Annotated in this window: 20 protein-coding genes; 7 read left to right on the plus strand and 13 right to left on the minus strand. The window is 59.3% G+C overall.

Annotation, left to right across the window (positions count from 1 at the left end; all coding sequences use genetic code 11):
• From LDN84_RS03395 to phnG, 12 genes are all read right to left on the minus strand, one after another.
• Entirely contained in the window at positions 1-1,494 is a 1,494-nt protein-coding gene (locus LDN84_RS03395; protein ID WP_223908214.1) for a CYTH and CHAD domain-containing protein, read from the minus strand.
• A gap of 207 nt (positions 1,495-1,701) precedes the next feature.
• Positions 1,702-2,004, minus strand: coding sequence for a DNA cytosine methyltransferase (locus LDN84_RS23080; RefSeq protein WP_353961412.1), 303 nt, complete (start codon positions 2,002-2,004; stop codon positions 1,702-1,704).
• A complete protein-coding gene (locus tag LDN84_RS03405) occupies positions 1,920-2,669 on the minus strand; it encodes a protein NO VEIN domain-containing protein (RefSeq protein ID WP_223908217.1) in 750 nt (249 codons plus the stop codon). The genes LDN84_RS23080 and LDN84_RS03405 overlap by 85 nt, the downstream gene beginning before the upstream one ends.
• The gene (locus LDN84_RS03410) at positions 2,662-3,768 is read right to left on the minus strand and encodes a HindVP family restriction endonuclease (protein ID WP_223908220.1); all 1,107 of its coding nucleotides are present in this window, start codon (positions 3,766-3,768) and stop codon (positions 2,662-2,664) included. The genes LDN84_RS03405 and LDN84_RS03410 overlap by 8 nt, the downstream gene beginning before the upstream one ends.
• Before the next feature lie 73 nt (positions 3,769-3,841).
• Complete coding sequence (locus tag LDN84_RS03415) at positions 3,842-4,489, minus strand: transferase hexapeptide repeat family protein (RefSeq protein ID WP_223908237.1); 648 nt, start codon at positions 4,487-4,489, stop codon at positions 3,842-3,844.
• Positions 4,490-4,560: 71 nt separating this feature from the next.
• Positions 4,561-5,703 carry an alpha-D-ribose 1-methylphosphonate 5-triphosphate diphosphatase gene (locus tag LDN84_RS03420; protein WP_223908248.1) on the minus strand — a complete coding sequence of 381 codons (1,143 nt, stop codon included), beginning with the start codon at positions 5,701-5,703 and terminating at the stop codon, positions 4,561-4,563.
• A gap of 18 nt (positions 5,704-5,721) precedes the next feature.
• Positions 5,722-6,420, minus strand: coding sequence for a phosphonate C-P lyase system protein PhnL (phnL, locus tag LDN84_RS03425; protein WP_223908250.1), 699 nt, complete (start codon positions 6,418-6,420; stop codon positions 5,722-5,724).
• On the minus strand, positions 6,417-7,223 hold the full coding sequence (gene phnK / locus LDN84_RS03430) for a phosphonate C-P lyase system protein PhnK (RefSeq protein WP_223908252.1): 807 nt from the start codon (positions 7,221-7,223) through the stop codon (positions 6,417-6,419). The genes phnL and phnK overlap by 4 nt, the downstream gene beginning before the upstream one ends.
• Positions 7,220-8,119, minus strand: a complete 900-nt coding sequence (locus LDN84_RS03435; RefSeq protein WP_223908254.1) for an alpha-D-ribose 1-methylphosphonate 5-phosphate C-P-lyase PhnJ — start codon at positions 8,117-8,119, stop codon at positions 7,220-7,222. The genes phnK and LDN84_RS03435 overlap by 4 nt, the downstream gene beginning before the upstream one ends.
• A complete protein-coding gene (locus tag LDN84_RS03440; protein WP_223908262.1) occupies positions 8,116-9,240 on the minus strand; it encodes a carbon-phosphorus lyase complex subunit in 1,125 nt (374 codons plus the stop codon). The genes LDN84_RS03435 and LDN84_RS03440 overlap by 4 nt, the downstream gene beginning before the upstream one ends.
• 1 nt (position 9,241) lies before the next feature.
• Positions 9,242-9,841, minus strand: a complete 600-nt coding sequence (gene phnH, locus LDN84_RS03445; RefSeq protein WP_223908264.1) for a phosphonate C-P lyase system protein PhnH — start codon at positions 9,839-9,841, stop codon at positions 9,242-9,244.
• Entirely contained in the window at positions 9,838-10,299 is a 462-nt protein-coding gene (gene phnG / locus LDN84_RS03450) for a phosphonate C-P lyase system protein PhnG (protein ID WP_223908266.1), read from the minus strand. The genes phnH and phnG overlap by 4 nt, the downstream gene beginning before the upstream one ends.
• 372 nt (positions 10,300-10,671) lie before the next feature.
• On the opposite strand from phnG, the gene phnF reads away from it, so the two are divergent.
• The 7 genes from phnF to LDN84_RS03485 all read left to right on the plus strand — a co-directional run bounded on the left by phnF (position 10,672) and on the right by LDN84_RS03485 (position 15,792).
• Positions 10,672-11,430: a phosphonate metabolism transcriptional regulator PhnF gene (gene phnF, locus LDN84_RS03455; RefSeq protein ID WP_223908269.1), complete on the plus strand. Its 759-nt coding sequence runs from the start codon at positions 10,672-10,674 to the stop codon at positions 11,428-11,430.
• On the plus strand, positions 11,427-12,122 hold the full coding sequence (locus LDN84_RS03460) for a DUF1045 domain-containing protein (RefSeq protein WP_223908271.1): 696 nt from the start codon (positions 11,427-11,429) through the stop codon (positions 12,120-12,122). The genes phnF and LDN84_RS03460 overlap by 4 nt, the downstream gene beginning before the upstream one ends.
• Entirely contained in the window at positions 12,119-12,703 is a 585-nt protein-coding gene (phnN, locus tag LDN84_RS03465; protein ID WP_223908273.1) for a phosphonate metabolism protein/1,5-bisphosphokinase (PRPP-forming) PhnN, read from the plus strand. The genes LDN84_RS03460 and phnN overlap by 4 nt, the downstream gene beginning before the upstream one ends.
• A 175-nt stretch (positions 12,704-12,878) precedes the next feature.
• On the plus strand, positions 12,879-14,156 hold the full coding sequence (locus tag LDN84_RS03470; RefSeq protein ID WP_223908275.1) for a 2Fe-2S iron-sulfur cluster-binding protein: 1,278 nt from the start codon (positions 12,879-12,881) through the stop codon (positions 14,154-14,156).
• Positions 14,157-14,735, plus strand: coding sequence for a hypothetical protein (locus LDN84_RS03475; RefSeq protein ID WP_223908276.1), 579 nt, complete (start codon positions 14,157-14,159; stop codon positions 14,733-14,735).
• Positions 14,732-15,472 (plus strand): cytochrome c3 family protein, encoded by a 741-nt coding sequence (locus LDN84_RS03480; RefSeq protein ID WP_223908278.1) that lies wholly within the window; start codon positions 14,732-14,734, stop codon positions 15,470-15,472. Before LDN84_RS03475 ends, LDN84_RS03480 begins: the two co-directional genes overlap by 4 nt.
• A 29-nt stretch (positions 15,473-15,501) precedes the next feature.
• Entirely contained in the window at positions 15,502-15,792 is a 291-nt protein-coding gene (locus LDN84_RS03485) for a TFIIB-type zinc ribbon-containing protein (protein ID WP_223908280.1), read from the plus strand.
• 19 nt (positions 15,793-15,811) lie between these two features.
• Here LDN84_RS03485 and phnE read toward each other — a convergent pair whose 3' ends face one another.
• Positions 15,812-16,594 carry a phosphonate ABC transporter, permease protein PhnE gene (gene phnE / locus LDN84_RS03490; RefSeq protein WP_435405940.1) on the minus strand — a complete coding sequence of 261 codons (783 nt, stop codon included), beginning with the start codon at positions 16,592-16,594 and terminating at the stop codon, positions 15,812-15,814.
• Between the last annotated feature and the right edge of the window lie 22 nt (positions 16,595-16,616).

The following is a 16,616-nucleotide window of genomic DNA, read 5'->3' on the forward strand; positions in this document are numbered from 1 at the left end:
CTATGCCTGTTCAGCACCAACGGCCACACCGCGCAGAAACTCCACAATGCCGTGATCCAGTTCCAGCTTGTCCAAAAGCACACTGGCTTGCGTGATGTCGCGTGCCGCACCCAGGCTGGTTTGTAGTTTGGTCGCCTGATCCGTGCAGCGCCGGGCCAGTCGGCGTGGCAGCAAGCTGTGCAAGGCTTCGCTGTTGTAGCGCAAGCGCTTGGCCAGGATACGCACCCGGTGCCATTGTTCTGGCGTGTGGGCAGCATCCTGCACATGTTGCAGCTGTTGCTGCAAGCGCAAAATCCGATGTTTAGCCCAATGCCGCCAAGACGCTTTGCGGGTGAGCGCCATGGACTCACTCGCGGGCAGGGTCTCCAGCCAGTGCGTAATGGCCAGCAAGCTGGCCCCCACATCAGGCTGTTGTAGCGTATGGCGAACCCTTTGACGTTGCAGCGCACTGGCTTGCACCAAGGCTTGAGTCAGTGTGTGCCAGGACTGGGCGCGCCGGGTATACCCCATGGCATAGGCGCTGGCCAGTGCGGGCAGGGTTTCGGTGCAGGCGACATCCAGATTGCGCAGTTCTCCCAGGCTTGTCAGCAGGTGGCGCAAGGCCTCTGAAGCCGGCGGGGCGGCCAGGGGCAGCACTTTGTTGAAAAAACGCAGCCCACTTTTGAAGCGCCGCCAGCCGATGCGTGCCTGGTGCACCACCTCGGGATCATCCGACACGCGCAGGCTGTCCAGGTTGCGGGTGAACTGGCTCAGCATGTTGCGCAGCACCTGCTGTGCCAGCAGTTGTACCGGCAACTTGGCCGAGAGTGCTGGCAGGTCGCCGTGATGCGGCTGGTTGAGGCCATCTTGCGCCAGCAAAAAACCGCGCTCGGCCTTGCTCATGCTGGCTGGCAGTACGGCCACGCTCAGGGTGATTTCCTGCGCCATGGCAAACAAGGCGGCCGTCGTGCCGGCCTTCAATTCCAGCTCCAGCTCGCAGATTGGGGTGCGTTGGCCGTTGGCCTCAATGTGGCCCAGATCCAGGGCCACTTCCACCACGCTGCCATCACGCCGCCGAACCAGCCAGGCGGTGCGTTCGAACACGGTGACAAAACAGGGTTTCAGGACCGCAAACAGACGGCCATCGGGGTCCAGATCGGCCCAGGGTGTGGACTCCAGCGCCTGGCGGGACAGGGTGGGCGCATCGACCGGGCTTTCCCATTCGCCGCGCCGACTCAGCGCCGAATTGTCACGGGCCCCAGTTTTGAAGGTTTGCAGCCATTGCGGTTGGGCATCGTTGCCCACCCGGCGCAGGCGCAGCACAGCCCGCTGCTGGCGCAGGCGCTGGTCTGGCGTGTCGTAGTAGATGTTGTGCAAAACCTGGCGAGACGGTTTGCGCCGACGCAGCAGCGGTATGTGTGCCAGCCGCTGGGCCAGCCCGGCGGGGTCGGCGCTGGGCAGGTACAGCTTGAGTTCAACCTCTTGTGGTTTGGCTGGGTGAGGGTCTGGCTTCATGGGCATCTTCCGTTCACGTGATCGCAAAGATCATTGTGCACCGTGCGCAAGATGACGATGAGTCGCATCCGCTCTGGTTTCTGGCAGAGATGCACTTTGTAGTTGAATCTGCGGATGAAATGTGGCTCTATTGCTTTATTTATAAGCGTAAGTAGCTATTGAAATAATATCAATCGAGTGCGTAGATTGGCACCAATTGGGTGGGACTCAGATTTTTGTCTCAAACAACTGGCAAGGTGCAGGCAGCGCATTGTTGGCTTCAAGCGTATGGATGTACTGCATCAACCGACTGCCAACATACTCAGCCAGTTTGACTGGCACGGCATTGCCAATGACCTGCTCAACGTCAGATTTGCAGCCCGGAAATTGAAACTCTAGTGGGAAAGTCTGGATCAATGCCTTCCTGCATTGCTGTTGTGCGCGCCTTACATTCTGGTTGTCCAGCTTGTTTGGATAATGTGTTGCTCCACTTTTGTAAACACCAATCCTTCTCCCAAGGGGTTTTGGTATAGATCATGGATCGGCTTTTCTTTGAAGTTCTTGACGACAAACAGAAAATACCGATCCCCCATTCTGGACGCTATAGCATGCTCTTTTTCGGTGAGCGTTATATTTCCACGCTTATCGTTGAGTCCCTTAACTTCCACCGCCAAGGAAACGCTGGGAGAGTAAAGCTGGAAGTCGAAACCGCAACCGAGTTTGGTGGTATCTCTGATGTTGAGACCATCAAAAGTTGGAATGCTCTTGAAGGCGTTCATGAAATACTGCTCGGCGGCTTGACCCGTGAGCAGCCGCTTGGCGAAAGATCCATCCGTATCACAGCCTGACTCTGCGACTTCCTCGATGAGCAGATCGAGATCGTGCTCCTTGTACAGGATTTGCTTCAATAAACTCGTGAAGTTTTCCAAGTCCAACCCGCCAAAACTGTCATAAATTTTCTTGCAATATTCACGCATCGGTCTTTGATGCCAGCCTTTACGCTTATTCGGAAAAAGCGGATCAAACTCGTCTCTGTAATTCTTGATTGATCCAGGGCGAACACCAAGCGTCAACCCAATCACATTGAAAGCCTCGGTAAATCCACCGAAGCCAAATGTTCTCAATCCTTCCCCATCAAACTTGGAGAAGTACAAACCAGCCAAAATCGATTTTTCTCTGACGGGAAGATCATGCATGGTTCAAACATGCTTTGATACTGTCTGAGAAGACTGCCTCAAAACGCCGCTCCGGGCTGAGGAATTTTTGCCCACCGCCCAAAATAATGTGCTTGATTTCATCTTTGGCGATGATCGGCTTGGCGAGTCGGGCACACGCCATCAGCTCGCGCGAACGGGTTCCTGAAATCGCAAATTCTTTGTCATTCTGGTTGTCAAACGTCATGCCGTCATAAATGGGGGCCTGAAAAACCTTGTCTGACTTGGATCGTTCATATAAAAACCGCGTCAACCGCAGCGTGGCGCGGCCATATCTGGAGATGGCATTGGTATCGCGTGGCTTGCGGACGGAGTCCAGAAACAGATGCGTCAGCGCAAAATCACTCCAGACGAAGATGTCCAGACAATGATCTGCCAGAACGGGCGACTTTCCTACCGTTTTCCAGATCGGCTGCATCAGCAGTGGTGACTGCAAATCTTTGAATTCAGTCAAAAACAGCTCCAGCGCAGCAAGCGCTTTGCCGACGATGGGTAGCATTTCGGCTTTGGAATCCCAACTGCGGACACGAGCAAAAACGGGCTCGAATATCTCACGCACACGCACACGCACACGCACACGCACACGCACACGATGCGCATCCACCGCCCGTGCCATTGATAACGCCATGTAGCGGGTGGTGGCAGAACGAATCACCAGCTCGGCACCGTACTTGTCTTCGGGGCCAGCTTCTGTGGTGTTGTCTGGCAAAGTGGTCAGCTTGATCTCAATCGGGCGGAGTTGTTGGATCGGATCACCTTTACCCACCACCAGATCAATCGCGGGTAACTCGTCGTGAACGAACGTTCTGAAAGGATCAAAGCGGGTTTCAAACGAAAAATGCAGTTGCTCGTTGGGCAAGGTGCTGCCAAACAGCTCGGTCACCGCCAGTTCAGTCACTTGGGTATGGTCGGAGTCCTTGAATTTCACATACATCAACGGGTGTGATTGCGAGCGCATGTAGCAGGCCAGTGCCACCGGAAACGCCGAATTGAATTGATTCTTGCCCCAGTAATAAGCATCTGAAAAGTTCCGGTTACTGCGGGAAATTCCAAATAGTGCAGGGGGTTGGGTGATGTTCATCATGTTATTTTATACAGCACTTTTGACTCGCAGCATGCAGCCATGCAGCAAGACGTGTGCTGATCGCTGTGGCTCAAGGCGCGTATTTGGCCAGAAACCCGCGCAAGTCCTTGAACTCCGGCATACGCTCGGTGAGTGTGTCGTGATCCCAGTCCCACCATGCGGTGGCCTCCAGCGCCTGGGCAATGGCCTTGGGAAAGCGCTGGCGGATCAGCTTGGCGGGCGCACCTGCGACGATGGCGTAGGCCGGCACATCTTTGGTCACCACCGAGTTGCTGCCCACTACTGCACCATGGCCAATGTGCACGCCGGGCATGATCACCACGCCGTGGCCGATCCAGGTGTCGTGCCCAATCACCACGCGCTGGCGGCGACGCCAGGCAAAGAAGTCGGCATCGTCCTGCTCGGCCATGCCGTACATCGTGGGTCGGTAGACAAAGTGGTGCAGCGTGGGCCGCTCCATCGGGTGAAAACCGGGGTTGACACGCACCATGTTGGCAATGTTGGCAAACTTGCCAATGTCGGCCGACATCAGGTCGCAGAAATGCTGCACGTAGGCGTAGTCGTCCAGCAGGCAGTCTTCCATGCGGGTCTGATCACCGACCTGGGTGTAGCGGCCAAAGCGGCAGTCGCGCACGATGGCGCTGGCTGACAGCGTGGGCTCCAGCCCCAGGCGGGCGGGCTGTGGCAGGTTGTGGGCGGCAATGTGGGTGTGGCTCATGAGGATGGGGTGTTGTAGGAGCGGCGGCAGCCGCGAATATCGCGCCTTGCGGCGCTCATACGGGGCACGTTTCAGAACGCCCGTTGGCCCGTCCGCCAGGTCTCCAGCACCAGCGGCATGCCGACACGGTTCATGCGCACCCGCAACAGGTCGGCCCGCTGGCCCAGCGCAATCTCGCCCCGGTCTTGCAGGCCAATGGCACGGGCCGGGTTGAGTGTGACGGTGCGCACCGCCTTGGGCAGCGACCAGCCGTCCAGCGCAGCCAGCATGTAGGTGGCCATCAGCAGGCTGCTGGGCACGTAGTCCGACGAAAAAATGTCCAGCAAATCCAGCTGCGCCAGCTCTGCGGCGGACACATTGCCCGAGTGAGAGCCACCCTTGACCATGTTCGGCCCGCCCATGATGATGGCCATGCCCGCAGCGCGTGCCGCCTGCGCCGCTTCAACCGTGGTGGGGAACTCGGACATGGCCACCCCCTCGGCCACGGCCAGTGCAATGTCGCTGAGCAGTGTGTCGTCATGGCTGGCCAGAGGCAGACCACGTGAGCGGCATTCGCGCACAATTTCAACCCGGTGTGGCAGAGAAAAGGCTTGCTGGTCGGCCTTGCGCTGGGCGATCATGGCCTCGAAATCGGCATCGTTGTAGCTGCCGTTGCGCTCGGTGTAGCGGCGGTAGGTGACCATGTCGCGCCACTGGCGCTGGCCGGGGGTGTGATCCATCATGCTGACCAGGGTCAGCAGCGGGTCATCGGCGTATTCGTGAAACACCTCCAGCATGTCGGGGGCAGAGAGTTCGCAGCGCAGGTGCAGCAGGTGTTCCACCCGCATCAGGCCTTCGTCGCGGCACTGGTGCAGGGCGGCAATCGAGGTGTGCTGGGTTTTGCTGCGTGCGCCGTCGTCGTCCAGGTCACCAATCACCACCGAATCCAGCACGGTGGTGATACCTGCCGCTGCGCACTGGGCATCGTGCACCGTCATGGCGGAATGGGCGTTCCACAACACGCCGGGGCGCGGTGACAGGTGTTTCTCCAGGTTGTCGGTGTGCAACTCCACCAGGCCGGGCAGCAGCCAGTCGCCACCCCAGTCCTCGGCACCGGGTAACGCGGTGGAGCCGGTGTCTATGCAGCGGATGATGCCGTCTTCCACAATCAGACAGCCGGTGAATTCGTCGTCAGCGGTGACGATACGGGCGTTGCTCACAATACGTTGAGTCATGGCGGTATTCCTTGAAGTTCAGAGAGAGTTTCGGTGTTGTTCCACGTCAAAGCATCGTGTGGCTACGGCCTGGCGCACTTCGTCGTCATGAAAAATGCCCACAATGGCGCTGCCTTGTGCGCGGGCGGCGTGGATCAGCTCGACCACCACGCGCCGGTTGTCACCGTCGAGCGAGGCGGTGGGCTCGTCCAGCAACAACACCGGCGCTGCGCTGATCATGCCGTGGGCGATGTTGACGCGCTGCTGCTCACCGCCCGAGAAGGTGGCGGGTGGCAAGTGCCACAAATGCTCATGCAGGTTCAGGCGTTGCAACCAGTGCGCGGCCTGTTGGCGGGCTTCTGCCGCACCCACCCCCAGGCGGCGCAAGGGGTCGGCCACGATGTCGAGCGTGGAGACCCGTGGGATCACGCGCAGAAACTGCGACACGTAGCCCAGCGTGCGCCGGCGCACCGCCACCACCTCACGCGGCGCGGCCTGCGACAGATTGAGCCAGTCCCCGGCGTGGCGAATTCGCACCGCGCCGCTGCTGGGCGCGTAGTTGCCATACAGGCAGCGCAGCAAAGAGCTTTTGCCGCTGCCGGAGTGGCCGGTGAGCGCCAGGCATTCGCCAGGCTGCACGCTTAGATTGATGCCAGAAAACACCGGCAGTTGCAGGCCGCCGCGCCCGTGCAGCGTGAAGGTTTTGGACAGGCGATGAGTTTCTATGAGTGCAGTCATGGGGTCAGTACCGAGGAAACAAGCAATTGGGTATAGGGGTGCTGGGGGTCGTCCAGCACGCGGTCGGTCAGGCCTTGTTCCACCACCTGGCCGTCTTTCATGACCAGCATGCGCTGGGCCAGCAGGCGGGCCACGGCCAGGTCGTGGGTGACCACCACGGCGGCCAGTTGCAGCTCATCCACCAGCTCGCGCAGCAGGTCGAGCAGGCGGGCCTGGACTGACACGTCCAGGCCGGTGGTGGGCTCGTCCATGAACACCAGGCGCGGATGCGTGACCAGGTTGCGGGCAATTTGCAGGCGCTGCTGCATGCCGCCCGAGTAGGTGGCGGGCAGGTCGTCAATGCGCCCGGTGTCGAGCTCCACACGCTGCATCCAGGAGACCGCTTCACTGCGCAGCTTGCCATAGTGGCGTGCGCCCAGGGCCATCAGGCGTTCACCCACATTGGCCCCGCCCGAGACGTTCATGCGCAGGCCGTCACGCGCGTGTTGCTCCACAAAACCCCAGTCGGTGCGGGCCAGCCAGCGCAGGCGGGCTTCTGACAACTCGGCCAGATCGACCAGGCCGCTGGCTTCGTTGACGGATTCGGTTCGCACGTCGTAATGCACCGAGCCTTGGTCACAGGCCAGGCGTGCCGCCAGCAGGCGCAACAGCGTGCTTTTGCCCGAGCCCGATTCGCCCACCACCGCCAGCACTTCGCCGGGGTAGAGGTCAAAGCTCACATCGCGGCAAGCCCAGCGTGGCTGGCCTTGGTGCACAAAGGCCTTGCCCGCTTGGCGGACAGATAGCAACACAGGTGGCTTCATGCGACCTCCTGCATGGTGGTCAAAGCATCGTGCAGCGTCACGGCTTGCTGCGTGCCGACATGGCCTGCGTTGCGCCGGTCTTCGCAATAGTCGCTGTCGGAACACACAAACAGGCGGCTGCCTGCGTCGTCCACAATCATTTCGTCCAGATAACTCTCAGCAGCCCCACACAGTGCGCAGGCATGTTCCCAGTGCTGCACTTCAAACGGGTGGTCTTCAAAGTCCAGGCTGCGCACCGGGGTGTAGGGCGGTATGGCATAGAGGCGCTTTTCGCGGCCTGCGCCAAACAGTTGCAGCGCCGGGTTCATGTGCATCTTGGGGTTGTCAAATTTTGGGATCGGTGAGGGCGACATCAGGTAACGCTCATTGACCATCACCGGATAGTCATAGGCGTGTGAGATCGCCCCGAGTTGCGCAATGTCTTCGTACAGGCGCACATGCATCAGCCCGTATTCACTCAGGGCGTGCATCTTGATGGTTTCCCGCCGGCGCGGCTCCAGCTTGGACAGTGGCTCGGGCATCGGCACCTGGTAGACCAGGGTTTGCGCTTCGGTCAGTGGCACTTCGGGGATGCGGTGGCGGGTCTGGATCAGCGTGGCCTCGCGGGTTTTGCCGGTGGTGGCAACCCCCGTGGTGCGAGCAAAAAAGCGCCGGATGTTGACTGCGTTGGTGGTGTCGTCCGAGCCCTGGTCAATGACCTTGAGCACATCGTTTTGGCCCATGATGCTGGCGGTGATCTGCACGCCGCCGGTGCCCCAGCCGTAGGCAAAAGGCATTTCGCGTGAGCCAAACGGCACCTGGTAGCCCGGCACGGCCACGGCTTTGAGCAGGGCGCGGCGGATGCGTTTTTTGGTGCGCTCGTCCAGGAAAGCAAAGTTGTAGTGGGTGTCCATCATGCGGCCTCTTGTTGGGTCAGGGGAGCGGTGTCGCGTGCCACATGGGCGGCACGCAGCTTGCGCACCAGCTCCAGTTCGGCCTGAAAGTCCACGTAGTGCGGCAGTTTGAGGTGTTGCACAAAGCCGGAGGCCTCGACGTTGTCGGCGTGCGACAGCACAAATTCAGCGTCTTGCGCCGGGGCCACCCGTGGCTCGCCCAGCTCGTCGGCCCGCAGGGCACGATCCACCAGTGCCATCGCCATGGTTTTGCGTTCGGCCCCACCAAAGGCCAGGCCGTAGCCCTGGGTGAACTGCGGTGGCACGTCGCGGCTGCCGCTGAACTGGTTGATCATCTGGCATTCGGTGACTTCCAGGTCGCCAATGTCAATGGCAAAACCGAGCTCGTCGGGCACCAGTTCCACGCTGACCGTGCCGCGCCGGATTTCGCCTGCAAACGGGTGCGAGTTGGCGTAGCCGCGCTGGGTGGAGTAACCCATGGCCAGCAGCCAGCCTTCGTCGCCCCGGGCCAGCGCTTGCAGGCGCAGGGCGCGGTCGGCCGGGAACATCAGCGGGTCGCGGGTCAGGTCGCCGGGGGCTTGCGCGTCCATGGGTTGCGGGGTTTCCAGCAGGCCCTCACGCGCCAGCAAGTCGTTGATGCGTGGGACAGTGGTGGGCGGGGCTATCGCGCCTTCCGGCGCTCCTACCGAGCCAGCATCTGCGGGCTGGTCTTGCCCTTCGGCCAGCAGGGCAAAGTCGAGCAGGCGCTGGGTGTAGTCGTAAGTCGGCCCGAGCAGTTGACCACCGGGCACTTCTTTGAATGCGGCCGAGATGCGCCGTGCCAGCGCGATGCGGGCGGTGTCAAGCGGCTCGCTGTAGCCCAGGCGCGGCAAGGTGGTGCGGTAGGCCCGCAGCAGGAAGATGGCTTCCATCAAATCACCGCTGGCCTGCTTGATGGCCAGGGCGGCCAGCTCGGGGTCGTACAAGGAGCCTTCGCTCATGACACGGTCAACCGCCAGCGTGAGTTGCGAGCGGATTTGCGCCACCGACAACTCAGGCACAGTGGTGTCACCCCGGCGCTGTTGTTCCAGCAAGCGCCAGGAACTCTCGATGGCGGCTGCGCCGCCTTTGACTGCAACATACATCTCAGACTCCTTCCAATCGGCGGACACGGGTGGTGCGGGGCAGGCCCAGGGCCGCGTCGCCGCAGGTGAAGAGGATGTCCACGCCCTGCGGAAACGCTGCGTGGTTGGCTTGCCACTGGGCCCAGAAGTCGTCGGGCAGACCCGGCAAACCGACACGCTGCACCTGGGCGATGCCAGGGCCGCGCCACTCCAGATTGGGGCCACCGGCCAGCGCGGGCAGCTCGATCAACAGGGTGCAAGACAACTCGGGTGATGCCGCCGAGCCCGCTGCAAAGTCAGTCAGTGCGCTCAGGTGGGCCAGGTCGGTGACCACGGCAAAGCTGGCCGCATCAGGCTGTTGCGCCACGGGGGCACCGGTGTGAAACCGCAGCCATTGCGGCAAGCTGGCAGCGTCATCAGACCACCAGACCGGGGTTTCGTCATCACTCAGGCTCAGCAGCAGGCGGGCCAGCGCTCCGCCCAGTGCCACGCCGGGCAAGGCCGGGCCGATGTGGCGCACCTGGCCAGGCCGGGCCAGTGCGTCCAGCGCGGCGCGAAACGCTTGCTGGCTGTCATGCACACCGTCAAGCAGACCGGGCGCGAGGGTGGATGTGGCGTTCATGCTTCACCCCGCACAAAGGTGAAAAATTCGACCTTGGAGCTGGCCACCGCCTGCTGTCTTTGCGTCCGGGCCTGGGCTTGCAACTGGGCCAGCGGCGCAATCAACTCACGTTGCAGCGTGTCGTGGTGCTGCGGGTCTTGCAGCAGGGCATCAAACAACGCGGCCAGTTCGGCGCGGCGTTTGTCGCGCCCCAGCGCATAGGCCACGCCCAGCGGCCCCTGACCCAGCCGCACGGCGCAGCGCACCACACTGGCTTCGCCCAGGTTGAAAGGGTTGCCGGTGCCGCCCACGCGCCCGCGCAGCATCACCATGCCCACTTCGGGCGGGCGCACTTGCTGCACAGGGGGCAGGGTATCGGCGGCGGGGGTTTGTGCCTGCAGTTGCGCCAGGCTGGCACGGGCCAGCACGGCCAGCCAGGCCGCTCGCGTCAGAGGGGGATTCGGGGTGTCGCTAGTCATAGGTGTACATGCTATTTGCCAGAGTAAAAAACCACCCAGTGCAGGAGTCACAGACTGGGGTGAGATGGGTAGTTCACTACGCCAACATGAAGAATTTGTGACAGCCGTGAGTGAACTTTCCGAGTGAAAAAATGCTGATCAAGGTGTCAAGGATCGGTCAGATGGTGGTTTTTGAGAGACTTTTAACTATGTTTTTGATAGCTGCTTACGCTTTTTTGATAAGCGCTACAGTCCATTTTTCTATATAAAACGACAATAAGGGTAAATACACCCTCGTAGAGGGTGTGTGACTGTCATACAGATGTCTAAATCAGCCACTAAAGTCGCTGCCTGACCCGGATTTCACGCCGCAAGGCTCACACAGGACTCTCAATGACATTCGCACAACTTATGACACATGGCCCAGGACGGCGTAGTGGCGTGACCGTGTGGCGGCAAATCGCCGACACGCTGAGCGCCGAGATTCGTAACCGAGCCTATTCAGGGACTGGCCGCTTGCCAGGAGAGGTTGAGCTGTCGGCCCGTTTTGGCGTGAACCGCCACACCTTGCGACAAGCCGTGGCGGCCCTGCAAAGTGATGGCCTGGTGCGCGTGGAAGCGGGCCGTGGCATGTTTGTGCAGCACGAGTTGCTGGACTACGCCCTCTCCAGGCGCACCCGCTTCAGCGAAAACCTGATGCGCCAGGGGCTGCTGCCCAGCAAACAATTGCTCACCGCCCGTGAAATGGCCGCACCTGAACGCGCCGCCAAAGAATTGAAACTGGTTCAGGGGGGCAGCGTCTTGATGGTGGAAATGCTGGACGAAGCCAACGACCAGCCCATCGGCCTGGCCACAGCCTACTACCCGGCGCAGCGTTTTACGGGTTTGCTTGACATGCTCAACGATGGTCGCCGCACTACCGACATCCTGAAGCATTTTGGTGTGCAGGACTATGTGCGCCAGCACAGCCGCATCACCACCCAAATGCCCAGCGAGGAAAGCGCCCGCTTGCTTAAACAAACCACTACCCGGCCGCTGCTGTGTGTGGAATGTCTGGATGTGGATATGGAGGGCTGCCCGATCAAATACGGTGAAACCGTGTTTTGTGGAGACCGGGTTCAATTGGTCGTCAATTCTGCGGGGGATGCATGAGCCAGCGTTATGCCATTTATTTCGCTCCTGCCAAAGAGTCGCCTTGGTGGGTATTGGGCAGCCGTTGGCTGGGACGTGATGAGTTTGACAGCACGCCCTTGTTGGCCACCGGGTTTCCATCACTGAGTCTCGATGAACAGCAGCGCATCACCATGGAGCCATGCCGTTATGGCTTTCACGCGACGCTGAAAGCACCGTTTCGTCTGGCTGGATGCCAGACGGCCGAGGACTTGATCACCCGCACCCAGGCGCTGGCCGCCAGTCTGGCTCCGGTGCCGCTGGGGCCCTTGCAGGTGCAGAGTCTGGGGCCATTTGTGGCGCTGATCCCTGCCGCGGAGCCTGCCGGATTGGCGGCTTTGGCGCAATGCTGTGTGGTGGGGCTGGATGATTTGCGCGCGCCCCTGACGGAGCAGGATTTGGCGCGCCGCAAAAGGGAGCTGCTTGACACGCGTGAGCTGGAGCTGCTGCACCGCTACGGCTACCCCTATGTGCTGGAACGTTTTTGTTTCCATTTCAGCTTGACCGGGGTGGTTGATCTGCCCACACAACAACGGGTGATTCAGGCGGTGCAAGAGCCCGTTGCGCACCTGAATGCCGTCGCTCCGCTGGTGCTGGACCGTTTATGCCTGTTCATGGAACCGGCACCGGGGTCGCCGTTCAAAAGAATTGCCGATGTGGAGTTGTCCGCATGAGCGGGTTGTGGGTATTTGTGTGTGGCCCTTCGGGGGCTGGCAAAGACAGTGTGATGCGCTGGGCCGCAGAGCGGCTGCACGGCTGTGAAGAAGTCGTGTTTGCCCGGCGCATGATCACTCGTGCGACGCACCAGGGTTCAGACCATGACCCGGTGTCAGCGGAACAATTTGCACACCTGGCCGTTACCGATGGCCTGGCCTGGCAATGGCATGCGCATGGCTTTGGTTATGGCATTCATGCGGACTATGCCGCCGCGGTGGCTGCCGGCCGTGTGGTGGTGGTGAATGGTTCGCGTGAGCACGTTCATGCAATTTCTGTGTCGCAACGGGTGCGCGTGGTGCATATTGAGGCGGATGCCCAGCACTTGGCTCAGCGACTGGCACAACGCAGCCGCGAGTCGCCTCAGGAAATGGCGCATCGGCTGGCGCGCAACGCGCAGATACCCAAGCTGCATGCACACTGCACGATCCTCAACCAAGGTGAATTGGCCGATGCCGGGCTTCAGTTGGTGGATTATTTGCGGGCCGCGCTTTTGTTGCCAGTGGTGAGTGTTGACCGGGCAAATGCCTTGACGCTGTGAGTAGTCTGAGTGCCTTGGCAGCTGAATGGCTGCGATAAGAAACCCTTAAGGGCTGTGCGTTAGGCTTGCTCTGCTTCGCCAAGAAGTAAAAGGAAGTCGCCGTGTTTGAGAGGTCCATGCCACCAGTTGGTTTGCCTGCGTATTGCCACCTTGTGGTCCTGATGGGAATTTCCATATGACCTCGCTAAATCTGCTTTTGTGGATCATGGGGGGCATCTTTCTGCAGTTGTTCATCTACCTTGGAATAAGTTTTGGACAGCATTGGGTGAACTATCAGTCATTGCGTTTGAACGTCGCCAGCGGTGACTCAACCGCCCAGTCAGGTCTGGAGCTGGTTGCGACTGAGAACCTGGCTGCTGCCTGGTCAGGCTGGCGTGAGTTCAGGGTCACGCACAAAGTGATCGAGGATGCAGCACAGGCTATCTGCTCGTTCTACCTCGTTCCGCAGGATGAGCAAGTATTACCCTCCTTCCTGCCGGGGCAGTACCTGACGTTTCAACTCGATATCCCCTTGGCTGATGGACGCATGGAGTCCATGACGCGTTGTTATTCACTCTCGGATGCGCCGCGAAGCAATGGGTATCGGGTGAGCATCAAATTGGCGCATCCTCCTGAAAATAGTGCGTTTTCACCAGGACGTGCATCGCATTATTGGCATGAAACCATCCACGTTGGCAGCGTGCTGAAGGTGCGTGCCCCTGCTGGACATTTCTACCTGGATCACAGTGACACGCCGGTGGTGTTGGTGGGTGGTGGGATTGGCATCACGCCCATGCTGAGTATGCTGAACTGGGCTTTGGCAGCGCAACCAGGTCGGGAAATCTGGCTTTTTTATGGTGTGTCCAGCGGTCTTGAGTTGATGGCGAGGTCACACCTTGAAGCCATGGCCGATATACACCCCAATTTTCACTTGAACATTTGTCTGAGCAAGCCGGATGCCCATGAGGTGCTGGGGAAGAGTTACCAACACCACGGGCGCATCCATGTGGATCTTTTCCGCCGCCTGCTGCCACTCAAGCCGTTTCATTTCTACATTTGTGGCCCGACACCGATGCTGGAGAGTCTGGTTCCAGCGCTGGAAGATTGGGGCGTGCCAGATGCGCACATTCACTTTGAGGCCTTTGGGCCCGCCTCGGTGAAACGCAAAACCGCAGTACAAGCAGCCAACTCGGCCATTCCGACCGCAGTGTCAGGCTCACCCGTGACCGTGACTTTCAGCCAATCTGGCCGACAAGTGCCTTGGCATGCAGGCTGCGGCAGCTTGCTGGATTTCGCTGAAGCACAAGGCATTTCGATTCCATCGGGTTGCCGGGCTGGTGGGTGCGGCAGTTGTCAAACCACCATTCAATCGGGTGAGGTGGTCTATCAGAATCCACCTGACTTTGATCCAGAGCCGGGCACCTGTCTGATGTGCGTCTGCACACCCCAAACCAATGTCACCCTGGAGTTGTAAATGAACCAATCCCTCTGGCGTGAGCACGTTCTCCCCTTTTCGCTTTTGCTCGGTGCACTGGGTGTGACCGCGGTGGCCGGCGACTATCTTTTGCATTGGTTCAATTTGGTATGGATTGGCCGTTATCTGGGCATACTGGGCACCGTGTTGATCATTGGGTCTTTGACCTACTCGTTACGCAAACGCAAATACGTGACAGGCGGTGATCCGAAGTTGCTTCTGAAATTGCATGAATTCAGTGCCTGGCTGGGCTCACTCATGGTCTTGATCCATGCCGGAGTCCACTTCAATGCCATCTTGCCATGGTTGGCTACCGCAGCCATGGGCATCAATGTCATCAGTGGGCTGGTCGGGAAAATGCTGCTCAGTCAAGCGCGTCGGCACATACAAGGGCAGCGCAGTCACTTTCAGTTGCGTGGCTTGTCCAAGCCGGAAATTGACCAGGCGGTGTTCTGGGATGCGGTTACCGTGGATGCCATGACCCAATGGCGCAAGGTGCACATACCGATCTTTATCGTGTTTGCCGTGCTGGCTTTGGGACACATCGTCAGTGTGTTTCTGTTCTGGGGCTGGGTATGAGCAAGATACTCAAAATCATTTTGGCCTGCAATCTGATGATCTTGGCGGCACTCACCTTCATTTATCCTGAACTGATGGTCGGACCGGGCCAACTGATTCCAGCACACAAGGCGCTGGAGGGCGACTGTTTTGCCTGTCATGCGCCGTTAACAGGGGTCAACTCCGGGCGCTGCGTCAGCTGCCATATTTCTGCGGATATTGGACGACGAACCACCCAGGGCATGCCACTGAAAAAGCCGTCCACCAAAACCGCCTTTCATCAGGAACTGAACAGCCAGGACTGTGTTGCATGCCATAGCGACCACGCGGGGGTTAAGCGGTTTGCAAGACAGCGGAAGTTTGATCACAGCTTGCTGAAAACGACAACGCGTAATCAGTGCCAGAACTGTCACAAGACACCGGTGGATGGACTGCACAAACAAATCACCGGCAATTGTTTGCAATGTCACAACCAGAACCAATGGACTCCAGCCACCTTTGACCACAACAAATACTTTGTCTTGGACTCGGACCACAACGCCAGTTGTGTGACCTGTCATGTACGCAACGACTACAGCCGCTTTACCTGTTACAGCTGCCATGAACACACGCCAGACAACATCCGCCGCAAGCACATCAAAGAAGGCATTAGCAAGTATGAAGATTGTGTGGAGTGCCATCGCAGTGCCAATGAACACGACATCCGTGGGCGTGGTGAGGGTGGCGGCCGGGATGGGCGCGAGCACGAAGAAGATTAACCAACCCTTTATTCACCTTGGAGAAATGTATGAAATGCCCCATTTGCACCACCACCGATCTGCTCATGACCGAGCGCCTGAACATCGAGATTGACTATTGCCCGCAATGCCGCGGGGTCTGGCTGGACCGCGGCGAGCTCGACAAAATCATTGATCGCAGTGCTCGCGAGTCTGCACCCGTTGCCCAAGCCGTGCGTCAACCCATCGCCACGCCGATGCCTGCACAGTATGACCCGCGTTATTCACACAGAGACAGTCATCATGATAAACATCATGATTACAGAGAGAAGAAGTCTATTTGGAAGGAGTTGTTTGATTAAACACGTGGAAACGAGGCGTTCAGATCAGCGATTTCCTGATGCGGGCGGAGATCACATCAATCACGGTGACTGTCACAACAATGATGATCATCACCGCGCAGGTTTCGGCGTACTGAAAACCACGAATGATTTCCCACAGAATCACGCCAATGCCACCTGCACCAACCATGCCGACCACCGAGGCGGAGCGCACGTTCGATTCAAACCGGTACAGCGAATACGAAATCCACAGCGGCAGCACCTGTGGAATGATGCCGTAGACAATTTCTTCCAGTGCATTGGCTCCTGTGGCACGTATGCCCTCCACCGGCTGGGCATCAATCGACTCCACGGCTTCGGAAAATAGTTTGGCCAGAATACCTGTGGTGTGTACAAACAGTGCCAGTACCCCGGCAAAAGGGCCCAAACCCACCGCCACAATGAACAACATCGCAAACACCATCTCGTTGATGGCGCGAGCTGCATCCATCAGGCGGCGAATAGGTTGGTGAATCCACCACGGCGTGATGTTGGAGGACGACAACAATCCCAGCGGCACGGCAAACACCACCGCCAGCCCGGTGCCCCACAGTGCAATTTGCACGGTGATGACCATCTCTTGAAGGTACAACCGCCAGTCTGCAAATTTGGGCGGGAAAAAGTCTGCGGCATACGTGGCCATGTTGCCCGCGTCGCGTAGCAGATCAAAGGGCCGCATGTCGGCCCCATTCCAGGAGCCCGCCAGCAAAGCCAGCAACACGCCCCAGGCCATTAAGCCCGTCAGGCTTGCGCGAGGTGATGGCAGGGTTGGCACAGTGGACATCGTCTGGGTACTCACGGGGGCG

The organism is Rhodoferax lithotrophicus, assembly GCF_019973615.1.
Lineage (GTDB): Bacteria > Pseudomonadota > Gammaproteobacteria > Burkholderiales > Burkholderiaceae_C > Rhodoferax > Rhodoferax lithotrophicus.